General features: G+C 70.4%; 24 protein-coding genes. 12 read left to right on the top strand and 12 right to left on the bottom strand.

Translation table 11 applies throughout. From position 1 onward, the window contains the following. Position 1: 1 nt before the first annotated feature. Both J2851_RS24740 and J2851_RS24745 read left to right on the top strand, forming a co-directional pair. Positions 2-445, top strand: coding sequence for a hypothetical protein (locus tag J2851_RS24740; RefSeq protein ID WP_209769611.1), 444 nt, complete (start codon positions 2-4; stop codon positions 443-445). A 62-nt stretch (positions 446-507) separates the two neighbouring features. Continuing rightward, complete coding sequence (locus tag J2851_RS24745) at positions 508-867, top strand: winged helix-turn-helix domain-containing protein (RefSeq protein ID WP_209769612.1); 360 nt, start codon at positions 508-510, stop codon at positions 865-867. Positions 868-928: 61 nt separating this feature from the next. Here the strand turns inward: J2851_RS24745 and J2851_RS24750 are convergent, their stop codons facing one another. Then, positions 929-2,137 (bottom strand): phosphoglycerate kinase, encoded by a 1,209-nt coding sequence (locus J2851_RS24750; RefSeq protein ID WP_209769613.1) that lies wholly within the window; start codon positions 2,135-2,137, stop codon positions 929-931. 173 nt (positions 2,138-2,310) lie between these two features. Between J2851_RS24750 and J2851_RS24755 the strand changes: the two genes are divergently transcribed. From J2851_RS24755 to J2851_RS24770, 4 genes are all read left to right on the top strand, one after another. After that, positions 2,311-3,390 carry a class I SAM-dependent methyltransferase gene (locus J2851_RS24755; RefSeq protein ID WP_209769614.1) on the top strand — a complete coding sequence of 360 codons (1,080 nt, stop codon included), beginning with the start codon at positions 2,311-2,313 and terminating at the stop codon, positions 3,388-3,390. A 108-nt stretch (positions 3,391-3,498) separates the two neighbouring features. Beyond that, complete coding sequence (locus J2851_RS24760; RefSeq protein WP_209769615.1) at positions 3,499-5,103, top strand: CYTH and CHAD domain-containing protein; 1,605 nt, start codon at positions 3,499-3,501, stop codon at positions 5,101-5,103. Between the two features lie 11 nt (positions 5,104-5,114). Then, positions 5,115-5,738 carry a ParA family protein gene (locus J2851_RS24765; protein WP_209769616.1) on the top strand — a complete coding sequence of 208 codons (624 nt, stop codon included), beginning with the start codon at positions 5,115-5,117 and terminating at the stop codon, positions 5,736-5,738. A 195-nt stretch (positions 5,739-5,933) separates the two neighbouring features. Further along, positions 5,934-6,488 carry a DUF4405 domain-containing protein gene (locus J2851_RS24770; RefSeq protein ID WP_343206621.1) on the top strand — a complete coding sequence of 185 codons (555 nt, stop codon included), beginning with the start codon at positions 5,934-5,936 and terminating at the stop codon, positions 6,486-6,488. Positions 6,489-6,497: 9 nt separating this feature from the next. Here the strand turns inward: J2851_RS24770 and J2851_RS24775 are convergent, their stop codons facing one another. From J2851_RS24775 to J2851_RS24795, 5 genes are all read right to left on the bottom strand, one after another. Beyond that, positions 6,498-7,262 carry a methyltransferase domain-containing protein gene (locus J2851_RS24775; RefSeq protein ID WP_209769618.1) on the bottom strand — a complete coding sequence of 255 codons (765 nt, stop codon included), beginning with the start codon at positions 7,260-7,262 and terminating at the stop codon, positions 6,498-6,500. Between the two features lie 21 nt (positions 7,263-7,283). Beyond that, positions 7,284-7,499 carry a hypothetical protein gene (locus J2851_RS24780; RefSeq protein ID WP_209769619.1) on the bottom strand — a complete coding sequence of 72 codons (216 nt, stop codon included), beginning with the start codon at positions 7,497-7,499 and terminating at the stop codon, positions 7,284-7,286. 83 nt (positions 7,500-7,582) lie between these two features. Then, on the bottom strand, positions 7,583-9,001 hold the full coding sequence (locus tag J2851_RS24785; protein ID WP_209769620.1) for a sensor histidine kinase: 1,419 nt from the start codon (positions 8,999-9,001) through the stop codon (positions 7,583-7,585). Between the two features lie 74 nt (positions 9,002-9,075). Further along, the gene (locus J2851_RS24790) at positions 9,076-10,491 is read right to left on the bottom strand and encodes a dihydrolipoyl dehydrogenase family protein (protein ID WP_307420271.1); all 1,416 of its coding nucleotides are present in this window, start codon (positions 10,489-10,491) and stop codon (positions 9,076-9,078) included. Further along, positions 10,488-11,231, bottom strand: coding sequence for a TVP38/TMEM64 family protein (locus tag J2851_RS24795; RefSeq protein WP_209769621.1), 744 nt, complete (start codon positions 11,229-11,231; stop codon positions 10,488-10,490). The genes J2851_RS24790 and J2851_RS24795 overlap by 4 nt, the downstream gene beginning before the upstream one ends. 155 nt (positions 11,232-11,386) lie before the next feature. On the opposite strand from J2851_RS24795, the gene rfaE1 reads away from it, so the two are divergent. After that, positions 11,387-12,832, top strand: coding sequence for a D-glycero-beta-D-manno-heptose-7-phosphate kinase (rfaE1, locus tag J2851_RS24800; RefSeq protein WP_209769622.1), 1,446 nt, complete (start codon positions 11,387-11,389; stop codon positions 12,830-12,832). A 104-nt stretch (positions 12,833-12,936) separates the two neighbouring features. On the opposite strand, the gene J2851_RS24805 is transcribed toward rfaE1, so the two are convergent. Further along, positions 12,937-13,095 carry an entericidin A/B family lipoprotein gene (locus J2851_RS24805; protein WP_209769623.1) on the bottom strand — a complete coding sequence of 53 codons (159 nt, stop codon included), beginning with the start codon at positions 13,093-13,095 and terminating at the stop codon, positions 12,937-12,939. A gap of 126 nt (positions 13,096-13,221) precedes the next feature. Here J2851_RS24805 and J2851_RS24810 point away from each other — a divergent pair, with 126 nt between their 5' ends. Together J2851_RS24810 and J2851_RS24815 are read left to right on the top strand one after the other, a co-directional pair. Continuing rightward, complete coding sequence (locus J2851_RS24810) at positions 13,222-14,100, top strand: alpha/beta fold hydrolase (protein WP_209769624.1); 879 nt, start codon at positions 13,222-13,224, stop codon at positions 14,098-14,100. Between the two features lie 144 nt (positions 14,101-14,244). Beyond that, positions 14,245-14,550, top strand: coding sequence for an endonuclease domain-containing protein (locus J2851_RS24815; protein WP_246500909.1), 306 nt, complete (start codon positions 14,245-14,247; stop codon positions 14,548-14,550). A 74-nt stretch (positions 14,551-14,624) separates the two neighbouring features. Here the strand turns inward: J2851_RS24815 and ppk2 are convergent, their stop codons facing one another. Then, positions 14,625-15,500 carry a polyphosphate kinase 2 gene (ppk2, locus tag J2851_RS24820; RefSeq protein ID WP_209769626.1) on the bottom strand — a complete coding sequence of 292 codons (876 nt, stop codon included), beginning with the start codon at positions 15,498-15,500 and terminating at the stop codon, positions 14,625-14,627. Positions 15,501-15,795: 295 nt separating this feature from the next. Between ppk2 and lpdA the strand changes: the two genes are divergently transcribed. Continuing rightward, complete coding sequence (gene lpdA / locus J2851_RS24825; protein WP_209769627.1) at positions 15,796-17,196, top strand: dihydrolipoyl dehydrogenase; 1,401 nt, start codon at positions 15,796-15,798, stop codon at positions 17,194-17,196. Between the two features lie 188 nt (positions 17,197-17,384). Here the strand turns inward: lpdA and J2851_RS24830 are convergent, their stop codons facing one another. From J2851_RS24830 to fsa, 3 genes are read right to left on the bottom strand one after another with little or no spacing between them, the layout of a single operon-like run. Continuing rightward, positions 17,385-18,347: a tyrosine recombinase XerC gene (locus J2851_RS24830; RefSeq protein WP_209769628.1), complete on the bottom strand. Its 963-nt coding sequence runs from the start codon at positions 18,345-18,347 to the stop codon at positions 17,385-17,387. Between the two features lie 31 nt (positions 18,348-18,378). Then, positions 18,379-19,092 (bottom strand): DUF484 family protein, encoded by a 714-nt coding sequence (locus tag J2851_RS24835; RefSeq protein WP_209769629.1) that lies wholly within the window; start codon positions 19,090-19,092, stop codon positions 18,379-18,381. A 28-nt stretch (positions 19,093-19,120) separates the two neighbouring features. Further along, the gene (fsa, locus tag J2851_RS24840) at positions 19,121-19,777 is read right to left on the bottom strand and encodes a fructose-6-phosphate aldolase (protein ID WP_209769631.1); all 657 of its coding nucleotides are present in this window, start codon (positions 19,775-19,777) and stop codon (positions 19,121-19,123) included. 88 nt (positions 19,778-19,865) lie between these two features. Here fsa and J2851_RS24845 point away from each other — a divergent pair, with 88 nt between their 5' ends. Continuing rightward, a complete protein-coding gene (locus J2851_RS24845) occupies positions 19,866-22,103 on the top strand; it encodes a primosomal protein N' (protein ID WP_211114429.1) in 2,238 nt (745 codons plus the stop codon). 155 nt (positions 22,104-22,258) lie between these two features. Beyond that, the gene (locus tag J2851_RS24850) at positions 22,259-22,777 is read left to right on the top strand and encodes a cache domain-containing protein (protein WP_246500910.1); all 519 of its coding nucleotides are present in this window, start codon (positions 22,259-22,261) and stop codon (positions 22,775-22,777) included. A 55-nt stretch (positions 22,778-22,832) separates the two neighbouring features. On the opposite strand, the gene J2851_RS24855 is transcribed toward J2851_RS24850, so the two are convergent. Next, on the bottom strand, positions 22,833-23,156 hold the full coding sequence (locus tag J2851_RS24855; protein ID WP_209769633.1) for a hypothetical protein: 324 nt from the start codon (positions 23,154-23,156) through the stop codon (positions 22,833-22,835). Between the last annotated feature and the right edge of the window lie 80 nt (positions 23,157-23,236).

Raw genomic sequence — 23,236 nt, forward strand, 5'->3', positions numbered from 1 at the left:
CATGAAGAATGGAAACGCCCCCCGTCTGCCTACTCCCCGTCTATCTGCCGCGCTGCTGAGCCTTGCCGCGACGGCCGCCCTGACCGCCTGCGCCGGCTTCCCGCCGACCGCCGCCGACATGGCCAACGTGCCGGTCGTGCGTTTCGGCCAGCCGGCGCCCGCCGACAAAAATTTTGTGATGTTCTATCCGGAGGGGGCGCCGCTGCCCGTAAGGGCGACGGTGAAGGGCACGCTGCTGAAGCGCAGCGACGAAAAGATGCTGGAAGTGAGTACCGCGCGGGATATGTACATTTATCGCGAATGGGTCAGCTTCGACGGCAAGGAGTGGCTGCGCGGCGACCAGGTCAACAGCGGCCGGATCGAGGTTCTTCTGCCGGGCGGAAACGGCACCGATCCGGGTGTGCTGTCGGTGACCTTCGACGCCAAGACGGACGCGGGCAAGTAGGAATTGGGCAGCCGCATCGCCAGCCCCGCGCAACAGGCCCGCGCAACAGGATAGAGGCAGGAATGGAATCGCTCGACCCGCTGCTGCACCAGCCGCTGCGAACCCAGCTTGCCGCTTTTCTCGCCGGCGCGGGGGAGGCCACCTTCAGCGAGATCAAGGGCCGGCTGGACGTCTCCGACGGCAACCTGGATTCGCACATGAAGAAGCTGGTGGCCGCCGGCTACGTGTCGGTCCGCCGCGAAAGCGGCGACGGGCGCCCGCAGTCCTTCTACAGCCTGACGCCGATGGGCCGCGACGCGTTGGCCCGCTACGTCAAGGCGCTCTACGCCCTGCTGCCGCCCGGTGCCGTTCCCGGGGCTCTTCCCGGGGAAGACGACAGCCCGGCGGTCTCCCCCCTGGCCCCGCTGCCGCTGCCGCGGTGACCCCAACGAAAAAAGGCCCATCCCCGTCGCCGGAGATGGGCCTTTTCGTCGAAGGTGACGCTTACTTCTTCTTCAGCGCGGCGACGCCGGGCAGGTCCTTGCCTTCCAGCCATTCCAGGAAGGCGCCGCCGGCGGCGGAGATGTAGGTGAATTTCTCTTCCACGCCGGCGTGGGCCAGGGCGGCCACCGTGTCGCCGCCGCCGGCCACCGACAGCAGCCCGCCTTCCGCCGTGCGCTCGGCGACCAGACCGGCCACCGCGTTGGTGCCGGCATCGAAGGGCTGGATCTCGAAGGCGCCGAGCGGGCCGTTCCACACGATGGTCTTGGCGCCCTGGAGCTTCAGGCCGAGGAACTCCACCGTCTTCGGCCCGACGTCCAGCGCCATCTCGTCGGCGCCGATGGCGTTGGCGGCGACGGCGCGGTTGGCCGCCCCGGCCTTGAACTCCTTGGCGACGATGAAGTCCACCGGCAGCAGCAGTTCGCAGTTGGCCGCCTTGGCCGTCTCCATGATGGTGCGCGCCTGGTCGGCCATGTCCTTCTCGCACAGCGAGGCGCCGACATCGACGCCCTGGGCGTAGAGGAAGGTGTTGGCCATGCCGCCGCCCAGCGCCAGCATGTCGACCTTGCGCACCAGGTTGCCCAGCAGGTCCAGCTTGGTCGAGATCTTGGCCCCGCCGACTACCGCGGCGACCGGCCGCTCCGGCTTCTCCAGCGCCTTGGTCAGCGCCTCCAGCTCGGCCTGCATCAGCCGGCCGGCGGCGGCCGGGAGATACTGCGCGACGCCCTCGGTGGAGGCGTGGGCGCGGTGGGCGGCGGAGAAGGCATCGTTGACGTAGAGGTCGCCCAGTTCGGCGATCTGTTTCGCGAAGGCCGGGTCGTTCTTTTCTTCCTCAGGATGGAAGCGGGTGTTTTCCAGCAGCACGATGCCGCCCGGCTGCACGCCGGCGATGGCCTGCTTCGCCTTGTCGCCGACGCAGTCCTCACCGAAGGCGACGGTCTGGCCGACGGCGGCGCTGAGCGCGTCCAGCACGTTGCGCAGCGAGTTCTTGGCGTCCGGGCCGTTCTTCGGGCGGCCGAAGTGCGACAGCACGACGACCTTGGCGCCCTTGCCCGCCAGCTCGGTCAGGGTCGGCGCCAGGCGGTCGATGCGCGTCGTGTCCGAAACCTTGCCATCCTGCATCGGAACGTTCAGGTCGGCGCGCACCAGCACCGTCTTGCCGCTCACATCGCCATTCACGCCCAGGTCGTCGATGGTGTTGAACTCGGTCATGGCCGCTGTTTCCCCGGTGTTTGAGGTTTTGGGTGTTGCCAATTTTGGGGCGCAATGCAGCACAGGGGCGCCCGCTTTGCAACGCCCCGCGTGGCCAGTGGGATGCGGCGAAAATGGATGGGCGTTGGGGATGGGTGGTGGGCGGCCGAGGAAAGCGATCCCATCTTTTCATCATGAGCACGACATCCCTGCATTCCCATTCCAGGCTGGTCCCGCGCATGGCCTACGCAGCGAGCCAGTCCGCCCGCGTCGCCTGGTACCTCGGCCAGTACATGCTGGCCGCAAGGCTCGGCGCGCGCATCACCGGACGCGACCGGGTGAGGCACCCGACCGACAAGCCCGTCCCCGACACGCGCGCGATCCTGGAGGAGCTGCGCGCCCTGCTGGCCCGCGACCTCGCCAACATCGAGGCGGGTTGGTACCGGCTGCCGCACGACCTCGTGCCCGACCCGCGCCGCGTGCTGGCCGACGCCGCGGCCTTCTTCCGCGACGTGCCGCTCGTCTCCCGCCGGCGCCGCGACCATGTGGCGACGGAGGTGCGCGCCAACCCGCCGCCGGGCTCCGAGAGCCTGCCCGCCTACTACCGCCAGAACTTCCATTACCAGACCGGCGGCTACCTGACGGAGGAGAGCGCGCGCCTCTACGACCATCAGGTGGAGGTGCTGTTCGGTGGAGGGGCCGACGCCATGCGGCGTCAGGCGCTGGTGCCGATCGCCCAGCATCTGCGCGGCCGGCGTTCCGCGGATAGCCGCCTGCTGGACGTGGCGACCGGCACCGGGCGCTTCCTGACCTTCGTGAAGGACAACCACCCGCGGCTGCCGGTCACCGCGCTCGACCTTTCCCCGGCCTACCTTCGGGAGGCGCGTCGCAACCTCGCCCCTTGGGCGCGCAACGCGGCGCTGGTGCAGGGGGCGGCGGAGGCGATCCCGCTGGCCGAGGGCACGCAGGACATCGTCACCTGCATCTACCTGTTCCACGAGCTGCCGCCCAAGATCCGCGCCCAGGCGGCGCGGGAGATGGCACGCGTGCTGAAGCCCGGCGGCATCCTGGTCTTCATGGACAGCCTCCAGTACGGCGACAACCCGGCCATGGACGGTCTGCTGGACATCTTCCCGCAGGCCTTCCACGAGCCCTTCTACGCCCACTACGCGCGCGACGACCTGGAGGCCCTGTTCGCCGCCGCCGGACTGCGGCCGCGGGAGCGATCGCTGGCCTTCATGTCGAAGCTTCTGGTGTTGGAGAAACCGGCCTGAAGAAACTGCGGCGATCGGCCGCAGCCGGCGGGGCTGTAACAGTTCTGTAACTTGACCGGTGCGGGGCCCTGTGCAACCACGGGGCCTCCGGCAATTGGCGGGGCACATATGGTCGACGCGGAGTCCAACCGGGAAACGGAACTGAAGCTGGCCGTTTCGCCCGACGACATGGAAAGGCTCCGGTCTTCCCCGGCGATCGCCGCGCGGGCCTCCGGGGCGGCGGCGACCAAGGCGTTGGAAAGCACCTATTTCGACACCGTCGACCGCCGGCTGGTGGGGCGTCTGGTCACCGTGCGCGTGCGCAAGGTCGGCGACCGCTATCTCCAGACCGTGAAGGGCGCCCCCGACCGCGACGGGCTCGGCCGGGCGGAGTGGGAATGCCCCATCGACGGCCCCACGCCCGACCTGTCGCGCATCACCGACCCGGAGGCGCTGGACCTGCTCGGCCCGGTCAGCGAATCGGATCTTCGCCCCCTCTTCACCACGGTGGTGGAGCGCACGACCCAGGTCGTGACCATCGGCGAAGGCGAGGAGGCCGCCGGCATCGAGGTCGCCTTCGACCGCGGCGACATCCGCACGCCGGAGGGAGGCTCCGTCCCCATTGCGGAGGTGGAGCTGGAGTTGCAGCGCGGCTCGCCCGCCGTCCTTTACGACCTCGCGCTGGAACTGGCGGCGGTGGCGCCCCTGCGGCTCGACCCGCGCACCAAGGCGTCGCGCGGCTACGCGCTGGCCGACGGGCAGGAGGAGGAGGTCGTCAAGGCCGGCAAGCTGGATCTCGACGCCGACACGACGGTGGAGGGCGCCATCGCCCGCATCGTGCGGACCTGCGTCAACCACATGGCCGCCAACGAGGCCGTGTCGGTTAAGGGCGAGGACCCGGAAGGCATCCACCAGATGCGTGTGGCGCTGCGCCGCCTGCGCTCCGCGCTCGCCCTGTTCCGCGACTTCATCCCGGCCGACCAGTACGGCTGGCTGGCGGGGGAGGTGAAGTGGCTGGCCGGGAACCTCGGCCCGGCGCGCGACTGGGACGTCTTCCTGACCGAGCTGCTGGAGCCGGTGCGCGAGGCCTTCCACCGCGCCGACGGGCACGGCAAGCCGTTGCAGGAGGACATCGACGCGCTGGCCGCCGCCGCGCGGGCGAAGCGTGACCGCGCCTACGAGGCGGCGCGCGAGGCGATCCTGTCCGACCGCTACACCACGATGCTGCTGAAGATCGGCGCCTGGGTAGAGTCGCGCGGCTGGCGCGCCCAGCGCGTCAGCGAGCATTCGGCCCGCCTGTTCGAGCCGGTCGAGGGGCTTGCCGACCATCTGCTGTCGCGCCGCGCCAAGAAGGCCCGCCGCGCCGGCCAGGGCTTCGCCGACCTGTCGGTGACGGAGCGGCACGAGCTGCGCATCGCGCTGAAGAAGCTGCGCTACGCGGCGGAGTTCTTCCGCAGCCTGCACGAGGACAAGCCGGCGCGCCGCTACATCCAGCAGCTGGCCGCCTTCCAGGACGCGCTGGGCCACCTCAACGACGTGGCGACGGCGACCCGCCTGCTGCACGAGCTGCACGACGACGGCAGCCGCCCGGCGCCGGGAGAGCCGCGCGCCGCCGGCATCGTCATCGGCTGGCACGCCCGCGGCGTGGCCGACGCCGAGGCGACGCTGGTCGGCCTGTGGGAGGGCTTCGCCGGCGCGAAACCCTTCTGGCCAAAGCCGGACCGGGAGGAGTAGTCTTTCCGGCCATGCGCACAATCCTCGTCGCGAACATCAAGGGCGGCTGCGGCAAGACCACCATCGCCACCCACCTTGCCGCCGCCTACGCCGGGACGGGGCACAGCACCGTGCTGGCCGACGTGGACCGCCAGCGCTCCTCGCTCGGCTGGCTGGAACGCCGGCCGCACACCGCCCCGGCCCTGGTCGGGCTGGACTGGGCGAAGGACTTCGGCGACGCGCCGAAGGGGACGCAGCGCCTGATCATCGACGCGCCGGCCGCGCTGAAGACCAAGCAGATCGAGGATCTGGTCCGCATGGTCGACATCGTCGTCCTGCCGGTCCTGCCCAGCGCCTTCGACGAGCAGGCGACCCAGCGCTTCCTCGGCAAGCTGGAGGAGCTGAAGTCGATCGCCAAGAACCGCAAGTCGGTCGCCGTGGTCGGCAACCGCCTGCGCGCCCGCACCAAGGCCGCCGACCGGCTGGACCAGTTCCTGGGCGGGGTGGGGCACCGCGTGGTCACCCGCCTGCGCGACAGCCAGATCTACGCGGACGCCGCCGCCTCGGGCCTCAGCCTCTTCGACCTGTCCGGCAAGCGCGCGGCGGAGCACCGCGCCGACTGGGACCCGCTGCTGACCTACATCGACGGGGTGTGAGGCAGATTTTGTAGATTTTGTAGGTTGGGTGGAGCGCAGCGCAACCCAACAAGCGTCGGCTTGGAAGCGTGTGTTGGGTTTCGCTGGCGCTGCACCCAACCTACGGGGCCTGCGAATCGGCGCTGTTACACTCCGTTACGCGGTTCGCGCCTGCCGGACATCAACCCGTTACACAGCGGCGTCAGCTTGACCGTCGTGATTTCGAACGGTCAGCAGGGTGCCGCCATGCGCTTTTCCTCCTTCTCATTCTCCCGCCACGTCGTCACCCCGGTGACCATCGTCCTGTTCGTAGTCTCCACGGTGACGGGGATCATGCTGCTTCTGCACTGGAACGCCGGGCTGGTGCGCTTCTCGCACGAATGGCTCAGCGTCGGCTTCTCGGCCATCGCGCTGTGGCATCTGGCGCGGAACTGGAAGGCCTTCCTGGGCTATCTGAAGCGCGACTGGGCGCTGGCCGCCTTCGCGATCAGCCTCGGTGCGTCGCTGGTCATCACGGGCATGACCGGCAGCAGCGGTCCGTCGACCAGCGGTCCAGGCGCCATCATCGGCGCGGTGTCCAACGCCCCGCTGGAGACCGCCGCCCCCCTCTTCGGGCTCAGCGCCGACAAGGCCGTGCAGGCCCTGAAGGCCGCGAACATCGAGGCCAGGCCCGACGAAACGCTGACCGTCATCGGCAACCGCGCCGGCACCAACGCTATAGCCATCGCTGCCGTCCTCAACGGCCAGCGCCGGCGCGCGCCGCAGTCCTGAGAGACCGCGTCACACCCGCGCGACGATGAACAGGCGCTTGAAGGGGAACAGGGTATTGCCGTCTGGGCGCTGCGGGTAGGCGGCCTCCAGCTTGGCGCGGTAGGCGGCGAGGAAGGCGTCCAGCTCCTCCCCCTGCAATGTCTCCATGACCGGGACCAGCGTGGTGCCGCGGGTCCATTGCAGGACCGGAACGTCGCCGTTCAGGACCTGGAGATACTCGGTCTCCCAGATGTCCACGCGCGCGGCGCGCGGGCTGAGCCAGTCGTAATAGTCGCGGGGCGCGTGCACCGGCTTGGTGCGCAGCGCCTCCTTCAGCTTTGCGGCCCAGGGGCCCTCCCCCGCCGTCTCGTAGAGCAGGCGGTGCGACGGGGCCTCGAAGTTGCGGGGCATCTGCACGGCCAGCACCCCGCCGGGGGCGAGCGTCTGCAACAGCTCCGGGAACAGCCGCTGGTGGTCGTCCAGCCAGTGCAGCGCGGCGTTGGAGATCAGCAGATCCACCGGCCAGTGCGGGCGCCAGTCCCGCAGGTCGGCCTGCATCCAGCGCACGCGCGACGCGGTGCCCTCCGCCCAGGTCAGCATGGCGGGGGAGTTGTCCACCCCCAGCACGTCGGCGTCCGGCCAGCGTTCGGCCAGCAGGCGGGCGAGCTGCCCGCCGCCGCAGCCGAGGTCGACGACCGTCTTCGGCTCGATGGAGGGCAGCGCCGCCACGAGGTCGTGGGCCGGGCGCCGGCGCCAGACGTCGAACAGCGCGTATTGCTCCGGATCCCACGCCATGCCCGATTCCCCTCGCCCGACTCAGCCTTCGGCGTGGCCGCGATGCCGGGCGATCTGCGCGTCCATCCGGTCGTAATGCTTGTTGACCATATAGAAGATCGCCACCAGGCAGCCGATGGCCAGGATCCAGCCGCCGTAATAGAAGGCCTCGTCCGCGGCGCGCGACGCCGCCAGAAGACCGAGGAACGCGAGGAGGCCGAGAACGCCCCCGATGATCCACTTGCCTGTGCCTTCCAACTCCCGTCTCCCTTTGCCATTGATCTTCTTGCGTCCGGCCGGTTGCGGCGCACCGCGAATTTTGGGCGAGCGGGGGCCGGAAATCAATGCGGGATGGCGTGGCGCGCGGCTGAATTCTCCACCGCCGTTGCCGTCGGCAACTCCAGCGCGAAGGTGGTGCCGGCGGCCGTGCTTTCCACCAGCCGCAGCTCCCCGCCATGGGCGCGCAGCACCTCCCGCGCGATGGCGAGGCCGAGGCCGATGCCGCCGGCCCGGGCCGAGCCGGCGAAAGGCTGGAACAGGTTCTCCCGCGCCCGCGGCGGCAGGCCGGGGCCGTTGTCGGCGACCAGCAGGACCAGCGTCCCGTCGCGCCGTTCCGCCGCCACCGTCACCCGGTCGGCCCCGGCCTGCACGGCGTTGCGGCCCAGGTTGACCAGCGCGCGGGCGAACTGCACGGCATCCACGCGGGCGGTCAGCCCCTCCGGCACGGCGTTCTCCCACAGCACCTCCGCCCCGCGTTGCGCGGCGCGCACCTCCGCCGCAGCCTCGTCGACCAGGGCGGCGAGGTTCACGTCGGCCGCGTGCAGCGGCAGCACGCCGTCGCGGCTGTAGGCCAGCGTCTGGCCGCACAGCTCCACCGCGCGGTCGATGGCGCCCATCAGCCGCGGCGTCACCCGCCGCACCTCCGGGTCGGCGCTCTCCGACAGGCGTTCGGACAGCAGGGCGGCAGTGGACAGGATGCCGCGCAGGTCGTGGTTGATCTTGGTGACCGCGGTGCCCAGCGCCGCCAGCCGCTCCCGCTGGCGCAGCGCGGTGCGCACCGTCTGCTGCATGTCGGCCAGTTCGCGTTCGGCGACGCCGATCTCGTCGGTGCGGGCGCTCGGCTCGATCGGCGGGGTGCCGTCGGGGGCGCGGCGGAAGGCCACCATGCTGGCGGTCAGCCGCCGCATCGGCCGCACCAGCATCCCGTTCAGCGCCAGGAAGACCAGCCCGGCGGTGATCAGCGAGATGACCACCGACAGCGCCAGGATGCGGCCGGAGAAGTCGATCATCGCGACGACCATCGGCCGCTCGTCCATCACCATCTCGACCCGGAAGGCCGGGTCCTTGGGCGACAGGCCGATGACGCGGATCACCCGGTCGCGCCGCTGCGCCAGCGCGGCGAAGGCGTCGGCGATCAGCGACCAGGGCGTGGCGTCGCGCAGGTCGAACACGGCGTCCACCCGCGGCGGCATGGAGCGCGACAGCATGTAGACCCGGCTGTCCGGCTGCGCCAGCTCCACCGCGTGGGCGCCCACATAGGCCAGCAGCCGGTTCTGCAGACCCATGGCGACCATCATGCTGGGCGAGGCCTCCACCGACAGCGCGGCGAGGTGGGCGGCGGCCAGCCGCTCCTCCAGGAAGGTCTGGCGGAAGCGCGCGATGGACGGGGTGTAGATCAGCACCTCCGCCAGCATGACGAACAGCACGGTCAGCACCAGCAGCTTGGCCGACAGGCTTCGCGTCACGGGGGGAAGGGGCATGGGGGCGGCGTCCGGTTCGGGAATGCCGCAAGATAAGCCAGGACGCGGCGGCTGCCCAGCCGGCCGAACCGGTGTTATCCGAACCACCCGAGAAACCGCACCAGCCCCCGCGTGCGCGGCCCGAACAGGGTCGGCGTGTAGAAGCTTCCGGCCGCGCGCTTGCCGGCCTCCGCGAGCGTGGGGTAGGGCAGGGTCAGGTTCGCCACGTCGCCCACGCCCATCCGCTTCGCGACGGCCAGGCACCACAGGGCGATCTGCTCCCCCGCGTGGGGACCGGCGATGCCGGCGCCCAGAAGCCGCCCGCGCTTGGTGACGACCAGCTTCACCAGCCCCTCGGTCTCCGCCTCGGTCCGGGCGCGGTCGTTGCCGGCGAAGGGAGCGGTCAGGGCGCGGACGCCGTCGCCGTGCCGCTCCCGCGCCGCCGCCTCGGTCAGGCCGACCTGGGCCAGCTCCGGCTCCGCGTAGGTGACCCAGGGCAAGGCGGCGTAGTCCACCTTGGCGGGCAGCCGGAACAGCGCGTTCTTGATGACGACCGAGGCGTGCTGGCCCGCCACATGGGTGAAAGCCGGCCCGCCGGTGACGTCGCCGACCGCGAAGACGTGCCGGTTGGTGGTGCGCAGCCGGGCGTCCACCTTCACGCCCTTCTTGGTCACCGCGATCCCCGCGGCGTCCAGCCCCAGATCCTCCAGGTTCGGTGCGCGGCCCGTCGCGACGAGAAGGTCGGAGCCCTCGATCCGCCGCCCATCCTCCAGCAGCACCGCCACGCCGTTGCCGGCCCGCTCAGCCTGCGCGGCGGCGGCGCCCTCCAGGATCGCGACGCCCTCCGCCGACAGCCGCCGGCGCAGGACCTCGACCAGTTCCGGGTCGTCCTTCGGCAGCAGGCGGGAGCGGACGAGCATCGTCACCCGGGCGCCGAGCCGCCGGTGCGCCTGGGCCATCTCCACCCCGATGGGGCCGCCGCCGAGCACCAGCAGATGCTCCGGCGCGGCGGTCCGCTCGAACAGCGTCTCGTTGGTCAGGAATGGCAGGGCGTCGAGCCCGGGGAGGGGCGGCACGGCGGGGCGGGATCCCGTCGCCAGCACGAAGCGCCGCGCCCGCACGGTGATCCCGCCGGCCTCCACGGCGTCCGGTCCGGTGAAGCGCGCCGCGGCCCGGATCACCCGCACGCCCAGCCCCTCGAACCGCTCCTGGCTGTCGTGCGGGGCGATGGAGTCGATGACGCCGCGGACGTGCCCGTGCACCTGGGCGAAGTCGATGGAAGGCTCATGGCCGTTCACGCCGAAGCGGCCGGCCCGGCGCAGGGACTCGGCGGCCTTGGCGGCGGCCAGCAGGGACTTTGACGGCACGCAGCCGCTGTTCAGGCAGTCGCCGCCCATGGCGCCGCGCTCGATCAGCACGGTGTCGGCGCCCATCTGGGCCGCTCCGGCGGCGACCGACAGCCCGCCTGACCCGGCGCCGATCACGCACAGGTCGCAGTTGATCGCGCTCACCGGCGCCACCGCTTCGCCAGCACCGGCAGCAGGGCCAGCGCCCCCAGCCCGAGCAGCGGCAGCAGGATCTCCGGCGCGAAGATCAACCCCAGGTCAGGCTTCCCGCCGGCGTCCAGCACCGCGCCCAGCCCGTTGCCGACCGACGCGTAGACCAGCGCCCCCGGCACGATGCCGACCAGCGTGGCGAGCGCGTAGGTGCCCAGCGGCACGCCCAGCACCGCCGGCACGAGGTTCACCAACCAGAAGGGGAACAGCGGCACCAGCCGCAGGAACAGCGTGTAGCTGAAGGCGTTGGCGCGGAACCCGCCCTCCAGCCGTTCCACCCACGGGCCGGCCTTGGCGCGCAGCAGCCCGCCCAGCGCGGACCGCGCGGCCAGGAACACCGCGATGGCGCCGAGCGTCGCGCCGGCCACGGCGCAGGCGGTCGCCGCCAGCGTCCCGAACAGGAAACCGCCGGCCAACGTCAGCACGGTCGCCCCCGGCACGGAAAAGGCCACGGCCAGCGCGTAGACGCCCACATAGGCGGCGGCGGCCAGCGTCCCGTCCTCCGCGACGAAGCGGGCCAGCGTCTCCCGGTGGGCGGCCAGCGCGTCGAGCGTCAGGTGCCGGTGCAGCCCCAGCGCCAGGGCGACGCCCAACCCGGCCAGCAGCAGGGCGGGCGGCAGCCAGCGCCATGGCGTTCGCCGACCCTGGCGCGGTTCGTTCCCGCCGTTTGCGAAGCCGTCGTCCGTCGCGGCCATGCCTTCCGTCCTCCGCCGTTCCTCATGACCTAGCACCGGCGCCCGGCAACAGCCATTCACAGGTTGTGACCCGACGTTCACCGATCCGTGATCCCGGCGGATCGACCTCCCCGTATCTCTGGCGCGATCGGCGCAAGGTTGGTAGTAGGACGGGCATGAGCGACCTTGCCCGTCACATCGACTCCCTGTCCCGCGCCAGCGTGCTGTGCGTCGGCGACGTCATGCTCGACCGCTTCGTCTACGGGGCGGTCGACCGCGTCTCCCCGGAAGCGCCGATCCCGGTCCTGCGGATCGAGCGCGAGACGGCCATGCTCGGCGGCGCCGGCAACGTGGCCGCCAACGCCGTGGCGCTGGGCGCGGCCTGCCGCTTCGTCTCGGTGGTGGGCGAGGACGCGGCGGGGCTGGAGCTGGTCCGCCTGATCGCCCGGGCGACGGGCGACGGCGGCGGCCTGGTCGCGGAGCCCGGCCGCCAGACCACGGTGAAGACCCGCTTCATCGGCGGGCGCCAGCAGCTTCTGCGCGCCGACGCGGAAACCATCGCGGCCATCGACTCGGAAGATGAGGTGATGGTCGCCGCCCGCACCGGCCTGCTGACGGTGGGCGCGGTGATCCTGTCGGACTACGGCAAGGGCGTGCTGACCGACGGGCTGGTCGCCCGGCTGATCGCCGCCGCGCGGGAGGCCGGGGTGCCGGTGGTGGTCGACCCGAAGGGCGACGACTTCGGCCGCTACCGCGGCGCCAGCGTCGTGACGCCGAACCGGAAGGAGCTGATGCAGGCCACCGGCCTGCCGGCCGACACGGACGCGGAGGTGGAGACGGCCTGTCGGCAGCTGATCGAGACCTGCGGCATCGACGCCGTGGTCGCCACGCGCAGCGAGCGCGGCATGTCGGTGGTGACCCGCGACACGGCGACGCACCTGCCGGCCCGGGCGCGCGAGGTCTTCGACGTGTCGGGCGCCGGCGACACGGTGGTGGCGACGCTGACGGCCGCCCTGTCGGTGGGCGTCGATCTGGTGGAGGCGGCGCGGCTGGCGAACCTCGCCGCCGGCATCGTGGTGGGGAAGGTCGGCACCGCGGTCGTCCGCGCGCCGGAGCTGCTGTCCGCCCTGCACGAGCAGGAATGGCGCAGCGGCGAACAGAAGGTCGGCTCGCTCACCCAGGTCGTGGAATGGGCGGAACGCTGCCGCGCCCGCGGCAAGCGTGTGGGCTTCACCAACGGCTGCTTCGACCTGCTGCACCCCGGCCACATCTCCCTGCTGAACCAGGCCAAGGCGGCCTGCGACGTGCTGGTGGTCGGGCTGAACAGTGACGCGTCGGTCAAGCGCCTGAAGGGCGAGTCCCGGCCGATCCAGAACGAGGGCGCGCGGGCGACGGTGCTCGCCTCGCTGGCCTGCGTGGACCAAGTGGTGGTGTTCGCGGAGGACACGCCGGAGGCCCTGATCCGGGCGCTGCGCCCCGACGTGCTGGTGAAGGGGGCCGACTACACCGTCGCCACGGTGGTGGGCGCCGAATTCGTGATGAGCTACGGCGGAAAGGTCGTGCTGGCCGACCTCGTGGAGGGCCAGAGCACGACCAACACCATCAAGCGCATGCAGCGCTGACAGGGCTTCTCCCGCCCGGCAGCTCCCTCCCCAAAAAAGATCCGGGGTCGCGGAGCGCCGGGCGGGGTCGCCTGACGGGTCCCGTCTTTGCGTCTTCTGGGCCTTTACATCTTCTTCTGGACGTTGTCCGACGAACGCTCCATGGCGCGGCCGCCGGCCTGCACGTCTTCACCCATGCCGGAAACGGTGTTGCAGGCGGCGAGCGAGGTGCCCAGGGCGCCGGCGAGCATGGCGAAAAGCACGAGCTTCTTCAGGTTACGCATGTCAATCTCCCGCTTGTGGTGACGAGCAATCGCCGGAAAAACGCGCGAACAGGGCCAAGTGTTTCCAAGCCGCCGCGGCGTGTCCGGACAGGGCCGCCACTCAAAAGGATGAGGGGAGGGACGCGCATGTTCGATGGCTTCACCGAACGCCGGATCGCCACCAGCGGCGCGGAGGTCCACGCGCTGGTCGGCGGCCAAGGGCCTGCACTGCTTATGCTTCATGGGTTTCCGCAGTCCCACGCGATGTGGCACCGCGTGGCCCCGGCGCTGGCTGAACGCTTCACGCTGGTGCTGCCCGACCTGCGGGGCTACGGCTTATCCGCCAAGCCGCCGGGCGATCCGGCGCATGAGACCTACTCCAAACGCGCCAATGCCCTCGATCAGGTGGAGGTGATGGCCGCGCTGGGGTACGAGCGCTTCCTGTTGGCCGGCCACGACCGAGGGGCGCGGGTGGCGCACCGGCTGGTGCTGGACCACCCGGACCGGGTGGAGCGCGTGGCCTTCCTGGACATCGCCCCGACGCTGGAGGTCTTCGCCCGCATCGACCAGCGCATGGCGACCGCCTATTACCACTGGTTCTTCCTGATCCAACCCGGCGGCCTGCCGGAACACCTGATCGGGCTCGACCCCGAATTCTACCTGCGCCGGGTGCTGGGCTCCATCGGCAGCACGGCGGACGTCTTCGGCGAGGAGGCCTTCGCCAACTACCTGACCGCCTTCCGCGACCCCGCCACCGTCCACGCCATGTGCGAAGACTACCGAGCCGCCGCCAGCATCGACCAGGTCCACGACCGCGCGGACCGCGCCGCCGGCCGGGTGGTGACCTGCCCGTCCCTGGTCCTCTGGGGCCGCAACAGCGCGGTCGGCCGCCTCTACGACGACCCGCTGGGCATCTGGCGCCCCTACGCGCCGGGCATCCAAGGCCAGGAGATGCCCGCCGGCCACTTCATCCCGGAGGAAGCGCCGGAGGAGACGGCGCGGGCGTTGATGGAGTTCTTCGGGTAAGGCGGTAAACAACCCCTCTCCCTGCTCCGCAGGGAGAGGGAGGGGCCCACCGCAAGGCGGTGGGAGGGTGAGGGCAAGGTTTCACGACGGAGAAACACCCCAATGCCTCGCGTTTCGGCACCCACACTGGACAAGGCCCGTACCTTGCGCACCGAATTGACGGACGCGGAACGGGTGTTGTGGCGTCTGCTGCGCGGTCGTCGGATCGACGGGTGGAAGTTCCGCCGGCAGCATCCCGTTCCGCCCTATGTGCTGGACTTCGCCTGCGTCGAGGCGCACTTGGCCGTCGAGGCGGACGGCGGGCAGCACAATGGCTCCCTGCGCGATGACGCGCGGGCGGAGTTCCTTGTAGCGGCCGGCTGGAGAGTGCTTCGCTTCTGGAACAACGACATTCTGGCGAACCCGGACGGTGTCGGCGAGACGATCCGGGTGGCGCTGGTACGGGGTTAGACCTTGCCCTCACCCTCCCGCGCCCGCGGGGCGCGGGTCCCTCCCTCTCCCGCCGGAGGCGGGCGAGGGGATGATTACCCGGCGGGCCAGGGGCGTTCGCGGATCACCTTGTACGGGTAGTCGGGCTCGCAGTAGCTGTTGGGGTCCTGGCGCTTGGGCAGCTTCACCGGGTCGCGGGGGAGCTTCTCGTGCGGGACGTGCTCCAGCAGGTGGCTGATGATGTTCAGGCGGGCGCGGCGCTTGTCGTTGGAATGCGCGACGTACCAGGGCGCCCAGGGTGTGTCGCTGGCGGCGAACATGTCGTCGCGGGCGCGGGAATAGTCGAACCAGCGGCTGTAGGACTTCAGATCCATCGGCGACAGCTTCCAGGTCTTCCGGCCGTCGTGGATCCGCGCCTCCAGCCGGCGGGTCTGCTCGTCGGGGCTGACCTCCAGCCAGTATTTCAGCAGGATGATCCCCGATTCGACCATTGCCCGCTCGACCGCCGGGACCATCTCCAGGAAGCGCTTGGCCTGCTCTTCCGTGCAGAAACCCATGACCCGCTCTACTCCGGCGCGGTTGTACCAGCTGCGGTCGAAGATCACGACCTCGCCGGCCGCCGGGAAGTGGGGGATGTAGCGCTGGATGTACATCTGCGACTTTTCGCGCTCCGTCGGGGTCGGCAGGGCGACGACGCGGAAGACGCGCGGGCTGACGCGCTCGGTGATCGCCTTGATGGTCCCGCCCTTGCCGGCGGTGTCGCGCCCTTCGAAGACGATGCAGACCTTCAGGCCCTTGTGCACCACCCATTCCTGAAGCGTCACAAGGTCGGCGTGAAGCTTGGCAAGCTCCGCGCTGTAATCCTTCCACGACAGCTTCGATGACTGCTTTGACGGCGACGGTGCCAGGGCGAGATCCCCGTTGTGGTCGCCATTGTGGTTGTCGTGCTTCTTTTTGTGCTTCTTCGCCATGATCATCCTCCCCGCTGGAGTTCCGACGATGGTAGCGCAGCGGTTTCGGCGGCCGGGGGAGCGGAGAAGGCGGGGGTGCGTGTGCATTGGGGCGAGCCGTCGCGCCCGCGATACCCTCACTTCGGGATGGGCGACAAGGCCCCCCGCCCTGCGGATCCCACAACCCGGCATCCCCCCTTCGGACGAACTGTCCCGTTGCCAGTTGGCGTGAGCGGCGGCATATATCGGCGCGCGGCCCTCCCCGCTGGACGGGAAGGCTTTTGGCGAACACAAGAATGGCGGAAGGAAAGCCCCAATGGCTGAAAGCACTTTCGACGTCGTCGTTGTCGGCGGCGGTCCCGGCGGTTATGTCTGCGCGATCCGCGCGGCCCAGCTTGGTTTCAAGGTGGCCTGCGTGGAGAAGCGCTCCGCGCTGGGCGGCACCTGCCTGAACGTGGGCTGCATCCCCTCCAAGGCGCTGCTCTCCGCGTCGGAGAAGTTCGAGGAGGCCAAGCACGGACTGGCCAAGTTCGGCATCAAGGTCGGCGGCGTCGAGCTGGACCTGCCGGGCATGCTGTCCCACAAGGACAAGGTCGTTAAGGAAAACACCCAGGGCATCGAGTTCCTGTTCAAGAAGAACAAGATCGCCTGGCTGAAGGGTGCGGGCCGCATCACCGCCCCGAACACCGTCGAGGTCGAGGGTGTGGGCACCATCACGGCCAACAAGGCCATCGTGATCGCCACCGGCTCCGAGGTCACCCCGCTGCCGGGCATCGAGATCGACGAGCAGAAGATCGTCTCCTCCACCGGCGCGCTGGAGCTGCCGGAGGTGCCGAAGCGCCTCGTCGTCATCGGCGGCGGCGTGATCGGCCTGGAGCTGGGGTCCGTCTGGGGCCGCCTCGGCTCCCAGGTCACGGTCGTGGAGTTCCTGGACCGCATCCTGCCGACCATGGACGGCGAAGTGTCCAAGCAGATGCAGCGCATCCTGGCCAAGCAGGGCATGACCTTCAAGCTCGGCGCCAAGGTCACCGCCGCCAAGGTCACCAACACCGGCGTCACCCTGTCGGTCGAGCCCGCCGCCGGCGGCACGGCCGAGGAGGTGGAGGCCGACGTCGTGCTGGTCGCCATCGGCCGCCGCGCCTACACCAACGGCCTCGGCCTCGACGCTGTGGGCGTGGAGATGGACAACCGCGGCCGCGTGAAGATCGGCAAGCATTTCGAGACCAACGTGCCGGGCATCTACGCCATCGGCGACGTGGTCGAAGGCCCGATGCTGGCCCACAAGGCCGAGGAGGAGGGCGTGGCGCTGGCCGAGCTGCTGGCCGGCCAGGCGGGCCACGTCAACCACGACCTCGTCCCCGGCGTCGTCTACACCTGGCCGGAAGTGGCCGCGGTCGGCAAGACCGAGGAGGAGCTGAAGGCCGCCGGCGTGCAGTACAAGGCCGGCAAGTTCCCCTTCCTGGCCAACGGCCGCGCCCGCGCCATGGCCGCCACCGACGGCTTCGTGAAGATCCTGGCCGACGCCCACACGGACAAGGTCCTGGGCGTCCACATGGTCGGCCCGAACGTGTCGGAGATGGTGGCCGAGCTGGCCGTGGCGATGGAATTCGGCGCTTCGTCGGAAGACATCGGCCGCACCTGCCACGCCCACCCGACCCTGTCGGAAGTCACCAAGGAAGCCGCGCTCGCCGTCGAAGGCCGCGCGATCCACATCTGACGGTCCAGCGTAGGTTGGGTGGAGCGTAAGCGAAACCCAACAATGCACGCCATGCCGCGTGTGTTGGGTTTCGGCTGCGCCTCCACCCAACCTACACTGGAAAGAAGAACCACAGAGACACGGAGACACAGAGAGGCTGAATCCCTCTGTGTCTCCGTGTCTCTGTGGTCTCTTTTTTTTGGGATCTTTTATTTCGGGGTCTGCTTCGCCCTTGGATGGGCGGCGCGGTAGATTTCCATCAGCTGCTCGCTCTCCACGTCCGTGTAGCGCTGGGTGGTGGAGAGGGAGGCGTGGCCCAGCAGGTCCTGGATCGCGCGCAGGTCGCCGCCGTCGGCCAGCAGGTGGGTGGCGAAGCTGTGGCGCAGGGCGTGTGGCGTGGCCGTCTCCGGCAGGCCGATCATGCGGCGGAGATCCCGCATCTGGCGCTGGGCGATGGCGGGGGCGAGCTGGCCGCCGCGCACGCCGACGAACAGCGGCGCGTCGGGACCCTGCTTGTAGGGGCAGGCGTCCATATAGGCGCGCACCGCCTCCGTCACCGCCGGCAGGACCGGCACCATGCGTTCCTTGCGGCCCTTGCCCTGCACGCGCAGCGTCTCGCCGAGCGGCGCGTCCTTGCGCCGGAGGTTCAGCGCCTCCGAGATGCGCAGGCCGCAGCCGTAGAGCAGGGTGAACAGCGCGCGGTCGCGCTTGCCGATCCAGGGCTCGTCCGGCTCCTTCTCCGATTCCTCAAGCAGGCGGTCGGCGTCGACCACGGTCAGCGGGCGCGGCATCGGGCGCTTGACCTTGGGCGTGCTGAGCCCGCCGATGGCCGGGTTGTGCAGACGGCCGCTGCGGTCCAGCCAGCGGAAGAAGTTGCGCACGGCGGCCAGCGCCCGCGCGCGGCTGGCCGCGATCAGCCCGTCGTTGGCCAGCTTCGACAGCCAGGCGCGGAAGTCCGCGGGGCCGAGGGAGCCCAGGTCGTTCATCGACGGCGGCCGCGCGTGGTAGCCGGTGATGAACTCCAGGAAGGTCGCCAGGTCGCCGACATAGGCGGTCAGCGTGTGGGGGGAGACGTTGCGCTCGCTCTCCAACCAGCGCCGCCAATGGCCCATCGCGTCCTGCACGTCGGGCTGGGCGGAGAAGCCGAGGATGGCTTCCTTTTTTCCGGTCATTCGGGATTCGCGATTGTGGCGGGGGTCACGCTCAGGCCGGCAGTTCGAGCCAGCCGCGGATCACCCGCTCCACCACGCGGGCGAGGAAGCCGACCAGCTCCGTCCCCTGGCCGGTGTGGAAGGTGTCCGGCTCGCGGCTGCCGAAGGCGAGCATGCCCTCCGGCGTCTCGCTGGAAACCTGGAGACGGATCAGGACCTCCGACCGCACCAGCCCGGCGCCGGGGCCGTAGATCTCCGGGTCGCCCTGGATGTCGGCGTTCAGCGCCACGTCGGCGCGGCCGAGCCAGCGGTCGACCGTCCCCGGCTCGACCACCCGCACGCCCGAGGTCTGGACATGCGGGGTGTCGTGGCCGTTCGATTCGACGATCAGGCAGGCGACGTCCAGGTCCAGCAGCACGGCGAGGTCCGTCGTGATGGTCTGGATCAGCTGCTCGAAGCTCTGCGCGTCCAGCAGGAACAGCACGGCCGCGTGGATGCGGTTCTGGCTGTTCATGTTGGCGCGGGAGGTGCCGATCAGCTCCCTCTGCTGGTCCTTCAGCAGGCGGATCTCGCCGCGCAGGCGTTCCACCATGTAGGCCTGCAGGTCCACCACCCCGCGCCCGCGGTCCTGCGACGGCGGCGTCAGGTGGTGGACCAGATCCCCATGATGAACCAGGAAGTCGGGGTGTTCCCGCAGGTAGGCGCACACGTCCTCGGCGGTCAGTGCGTCCTTCAGTCGCTGGGTGTGTCCCGGCTCTCGGCCCATGATCACCTGCCCGTGTCGCCTCGGCCCATCAAAGAATCGACTGCCCGGTCTTCTGCCAGTCCGCGACGAACTGGGCGAGGCCCTTGTCGGTCAGCGGGTGGTTGAACAGCTGCTTCAGCACCGCCGGCGGGGCGGTGACGACGTGGGCGCCCAGGCGGGCGGAGTCGACGATGTGGATCGGGTTGCGGATCGAGGCGACCAGCACCTCGGTCTTGAAATAGTCGTAGTTGCTGTAAATCTCGACGATGTCGGAGATCAGGCCCATGCCCTCCTGCCCGATGTCGTCCAGGCGGCCGACGAAGGGCGACACGAAGCTGGCGCCGGCCTTGGCGGCCAGGATCGCCTGCGCCGCCGAGAAGCACAGCGTGACGTTGACCATGGTCCCTTCGGAGGACAGCGCCTTGCAGACCTTCAGACCGGCCTGGGTCAGCGGCACCTTCACCGCGACGTTGTCGGCGATCTTGGCAAGCTTCTTGCCTTCCGCCAGCATGGTCTCGAAGTCGGTGGAGGCCACCTCGGCGCTGACCGGGCCGTTCACGACGTCACAAATTTCGGCCACGAGGTCCAGGAAGCTGCGACCGGTCTTGGCGACGAGGGAGGGGTTGGTGGTAACACCGTCCAGCAGACCGGTGTCGGCCAGATCGCGGATCTCGGCGATGTCGGCGGTGTCGACGAAGAACTTCATGACCAGGAATCCATACTTGCTGAGGAAGACCGGGCCCCGTCGCCCGGAAAATGACGCCCGAGGCGTCGGCCAGGGGGCACTCTAGCCGATGCGCGCCAATTCCGCCAGTTCCGGGGCCAGTTCCGGGAGCCCGGTGCAGGCCGACCTGCTGGGGCCGGAGCCACGCGTCCGCGTGCTCCTGCCGCTGCCGCTGCGCGAGGCCTACGATTACCGCGTGCCCGCCGGGATGACCCTCAACCCTGGGGACTATGTGGAAGTTCCGCTCGGGCCCCGCCGGGTGCTGGGTGTCGTGTGGGGCGACGGCGCCGGGGTGGTGGAGTCCGCGCGGCTGAAGGCGGTCGTGCGCCGCTTCGACGTGCCGCCGATGCCGGAGGTGGAGCGCCGCTTCGTGGAGTGGGTGGCCGCCTACACCATGACCCCGCCGGGCCACGTGCTGCGCATGGCGATCAGCGTGCCGGCGGCGCTGGAGCCGCCCAAGCCGATGCTCGCCTACCTGCGCAAGCCCGACGCGGAGCCGCCGCCGGGCTTCAAGATGACCGACCCGCGCCGGCGGGTGCTGACGCTCCTCGATGACGGCCCGCCGCGGACTCCGGCCGAATTGGCGGAGGAGGCCGGCTGCGGCGTCACCGTGGTGCGCGGGCTGGCCGAGGCCGGGCTGCTGGAGCCCGTGCTCCTCCAGCCGACCAAGCTCGGCCGGCCGGACTGGGCGCGCGAGGGGCCGACCCTGTCCGGCGACCAGGAGGCCGCGGCCGACGACCTGCGCACCCGCGTGGAGTCGGGCGTCTACTCCACCGTGCTGCTGGACGGCGTCACCGGTTCCGGCAAGACGGAGGTTTATTACGAGGCGATTGCCGCCGCGCTGAAGCAGGGGAAGCAGGCGCTCGTCCTGCTGCCGGAAATCGCCCTGTCGGCGCAGTGGCTGGAGCGGTTCGCCCGGCGCTTCGGCGCGCCGCCCGCCGAATGGCATTCGGAGCTGACCGGGGCGCAGCGCCGCGACACCTGGCGCGCCGTGGCCAACGGGGAGGTGCCGGTGGTGGTCGGCGCCCGCTCCGCCCTGTTCCTGCCCTACAAGAACCTGGGCGTCATCATCATCGACGAGGAGCACGACTCCGCCTACAAGCAGGAGGAAGGGGCCATCTACCACGCCCGCGACATGGCCGTGGCGCGGGCCCACCTGGGCGGCATCCCCATCGTGCTGGTCTCGGCGACTCCGTCGCTGGAAACCAAGGTCAACGCCGACAGCCACCGCTACGCCCGCATCCATTTGCCGGGCCGTCACGGCGGGGCGGTGCTGCCCGACGTCGAGCTGATCGACCTGAGGAAGGACCGGCCGCCGGCCCGCCACTGGCTGGCGCCGACGCTCAAAAAGGCCATCGAGGAGACGCTGGCGGACAAGGAGCAGGTGATGCTGTTCCTGAACCGCCGCGGCTACGCCCCGCTGACGCTCTGCCGGGCCTGCGGGCACCGGCTGCAATGCCCGAACTGCACCGCTTGGCTGGTCGAGCATCGGCTGGCCCGCAAGCTCCAGTGCCATCACTGCGGCCTTTCCCAGCCGCTGACCCCCACCTGCCCGAACTGCGGCGAGGAGGGCACGCTGGCCGCCTGCGGCCCCGGCGTGGAGCGGATCGCGGAGGAGGTGGCGGAGCTGTTCCCGGACGCCCGCGCCGCCATCATGGCCTCCGACACGCTGTTCGGCCCCCGCGCCATCCAGGAGATGGTCCGGCGAATCGCCGACCACGAGCTGGACATCCTGATCGGCACGCAGGTGATGGCGAAGGGCCACCATTTCCCCATGCTGACGCTGGTGGGGGTGGTGGACGCCGACCTGGGGCTGGCCGGCGGCGACCTGCGGGCCGGTGAGCGGACCTACCAGCTGCTCCACCAAGTTGCCGGGCGCGCCGGGCGCGGCGAGCGGCCGGGCCGGGTCATGCTGCAGACCTACATGCCGGAACACCCGGTGATGCAGGCGCTGGCCGCCGGCGACCGCGACGGCTTCTACCAGCTGGAGGCGGAGATGCGGCTGGAGGCCGGCATGCCGCCCTTCGGACGGCTGGCCGCCCTGATCGTGTCGGGGGAGGACGCCACGGCGGTGGAGAAGGTCGCCATGGCGCTGGGCCGCGCCGCGCCGCGCAGCGACACCGTGCACATTTTGGGACCGGCCCCGGCGCCGCTGGCATTGCTGCGGGGGCGCCACCGACGCCGGCTGCTGCTGAAGGCGCCGCGCTCCACCCAGGTGCAGCCGCTGATCGCCCGCTGGCTGGAGCAGGTGGAGATTCCGCCCAGCGTGCGCGTGCAGGTCGATGTGGACCCTTACAGCTTCCTGTAGAGGCCGCGCCTTGGAATCACGGGCGGCGTTTTGAAGGGGGGCTGCGACCTATTGTCCCTGCGGCGTCCGCAGGGCACCTGTGACGTTTGGCGCGTTGCGGATCGAAAATCTTGGTATTACCAGGGTAGGGCCCGTTTCTTTCGCCGAGCCTTGCCATGTCGATCCTGTCCGGGATTCTCGCGTCCGGCCGTTTCCGCGCCCACACGCTGTTGACGGTGCTGCCCGTCCTGTTGCTGCTGCTCGTGATCGCGCTGGCCGCCGGCGCGCCCGCGGGGACCCGCGGCACGGAGGCGGAGGCGAAGGCGCTGCTCGACAAGGCCGCGGGGTTTCTGCACCAGAACGGCGCCGCCGCGGCGCCGGAGGCCTTCGGGCGCCGGGACGGCGCCTTCATCGACCGTGACCTATACCCCACGCTGATCGACCGCGACGGCACGATGGTGGCGCACGGCTGGACCCCCGCGCTGAACGGCGCCAGCGTTCTGGACCTGAAGGATGTGGACGGGCGGTCCTTCATCCGCGAGGCGCTGGCCCTGGCCGCCGAACAGGGCGCCGGTGCCGTGTCCTACAAATGGACCGACCCGCTGTCGGGCCAGATTGCGCCCAAGACGATGCATGTCCGGCGAATCGACCTGGAGGGCGCGCCCTACCTTCTGTCGGTCGGCGTGTACCGCTGAGGGGTCTTGCGACTCGGGGTGGGGCTTTCAGGGCGCCGGCAGGGCGTCCGGATTTTCACAATACGGAAACGGTGCGTTGGGCGCGCGGGCGGGGACGCCAGATCGACAGGCACTCGGACGCGGTGGCGCCGGACCCGATGCCGTACCAGCCGGACCGGTCGTTGAAGGACAGGCTGTAGCGGCCGCGGCCGTCGCGCTCGAAACGGAAGACCGGGCGGTCGACCCCGGGGAGCAGCACAAGGAGGCGGTCATGCTCGCGGCCCGTCTCGCGGATCACCCCGGCCCAGTGGCCAAGGCGCAGCTTCGGTTCCGCGACCGCCTCGAACTCGACAAGGTCGGCGGGCGTGAAACGGGCGCAGGAGAAGGCGACGACGGTCATTGGCAGGCCTTGTGTCTTTCCCTGTCAGGCAAACGATGCGGGAGGCACCCCTGGCGAGGCGCGCCTCCGAAATGGGCAGC

This window comes from Azospirillum rugosum (assembly GCF_017876155.1).
Taxonomy (GTDB): domain Bacteria; phylum Pseudomonadota; class Alphaproteobacteria; order Azospirillales; family Azospirillaceae; genus Azospirillum; species Azospirillum rugosum.

Bases quoted from the DNA above. Each gene is read 5' to 3' on its own strand.
- J2851_RS24845 (WP_211114429.1), top strand. From the start codon at position 19,866: ATGCGCGCCAATTCCGCCAGTTCCGGGGCCAGTTCCGGGAGCCCGGTG.
- J2851_RS24785 (WP_209769620.1), bottom strand. From the start codon at position 9,001: ATGCCCCTTCCCCCCGTGACGCGAAGCCTGTCGGCCAAGCTGCTGGTG.
- rfaE1 (WP_209769622.1), top strand. From the start codon at position 11,387: ATGAGCGACCTTGCCCGTCACATCGACTCCCTGTCCCGCGCCAGCGTG.
- J2851_RS24745 (WP_209769612.1), top strand. From the start codon at position 508: ATGGAATCGCTCGACCCGCTGCTGCACCAGCCGCTGCGAACCCAGCTT.
- J2851_RS24810 (WP_209769624.1), top strand. From the start codon at position 13,222: ATGTTCGATGGCTTCACCGAACGCCGGATCGCCACCAGCGGCGCGGAG.
- ppk2 (WP_209769626.1), bottom strand. From the start codon at position 15,500: ATGGCGAAGAAGCACAAAAAGAAGCACGACAACCACAATGGCGACCAC.
- J2851_RS24750 (WP_209769613.1), bottom strand. From the start codon at position 2,137: ATGACCGAGTTCAACACCATCGACGACCTGGGCGTGAATGGCGATGTG.
- J2851_RS24830 (WP_209769628.1), bottom strand. From the start codon at position 18,347: ATGACCGGAAAAAAGGAAGCCATCCTCGGCTTCTCCGCCCAGCCCGAC.
- lpdA (WP_209769627.1), top strand. From the start codon at position 15,796: ATGGCTGAAAGCACTTTCGACGTCGTCGTTGTCGGCGGCGGTCCCGGC.
- J2851_RS24805 (WP_209769623.1), bottom strand. From the start codon at position 13,095: ATGCGTAACCTGAAGAAGCTCGTGCTTTTCGCCATGCTCGCCGGCGCC.
- J2851_RS24755 (WP_209769614.1), top strand. From the start codon at position 2,311: ATGAGCACGACATCCCTGCATTCCCATTCCAGGCTGGTCCCGCGCATG.
- J2851_RS24855 (WP_209769633.1), bottom strand. From the start codon at position 23,156: ATGACCGTCGTCGCCTTCTCCTGCGCCCGTTTCACGCCCGCCGACCTT.
- J2851_RS24850 (WP_246500910.1), top strand. From the start codon at position 22,259: ATGTCGATCCTGTCCGGGATTCTCGCGTCCGGCCGTTTCCGCGCCCAC.
- fsa (WP_209769631.1), bottom strand. From the start codon at position 19,777: ATGAAGTTCTTCGTCGACACCGCCGACATCGCCGAGATCCGCGATCTG.
- J2851_RS24795 (WP_209769621.1), bottom strand. From the start codon at position 11,231: ATGGCCGCGACGGACGACGGCTTCGCAAACGGCGGGAACGAACCGCGC.
- J2851_RS24835 (WP_209769629.1), bottom strand. From the start codon at position 19,092: ATGGGCCGAGAGCCGGGACACACCCAGCGACTGAAGGACGCACTGACC.
- J2851_RS24765 (WP_209769616.1), top strand. From the start codon at position 5,115: ATGCGCACAATCCTCGTCGCGAACATCAAGGGCGGCTGCGGCAAGACC.
- J2851_RS24775 (WP_209769618.1), bottom strand. From the start codon at position 7,262: ATGGCGTGGGATCCGGAGCAATACGCGCTGTTCGACGTCTGGCGCCGG.
- J2851_RS24760 (WP_209769615.1), top strand. From the start codon at position 3,499: ATGGTCGACGCGGAGTCCAACCGGGAAACGGAACTGAAGCTGGCCGTT.
- J2851_RS24740 (WP_209769611.1), top strand. From the start codon at position 2: ATGAAGAATGGAAACGCCCCCCGTCTGCCTACTCCCCGTCTATCTGCC.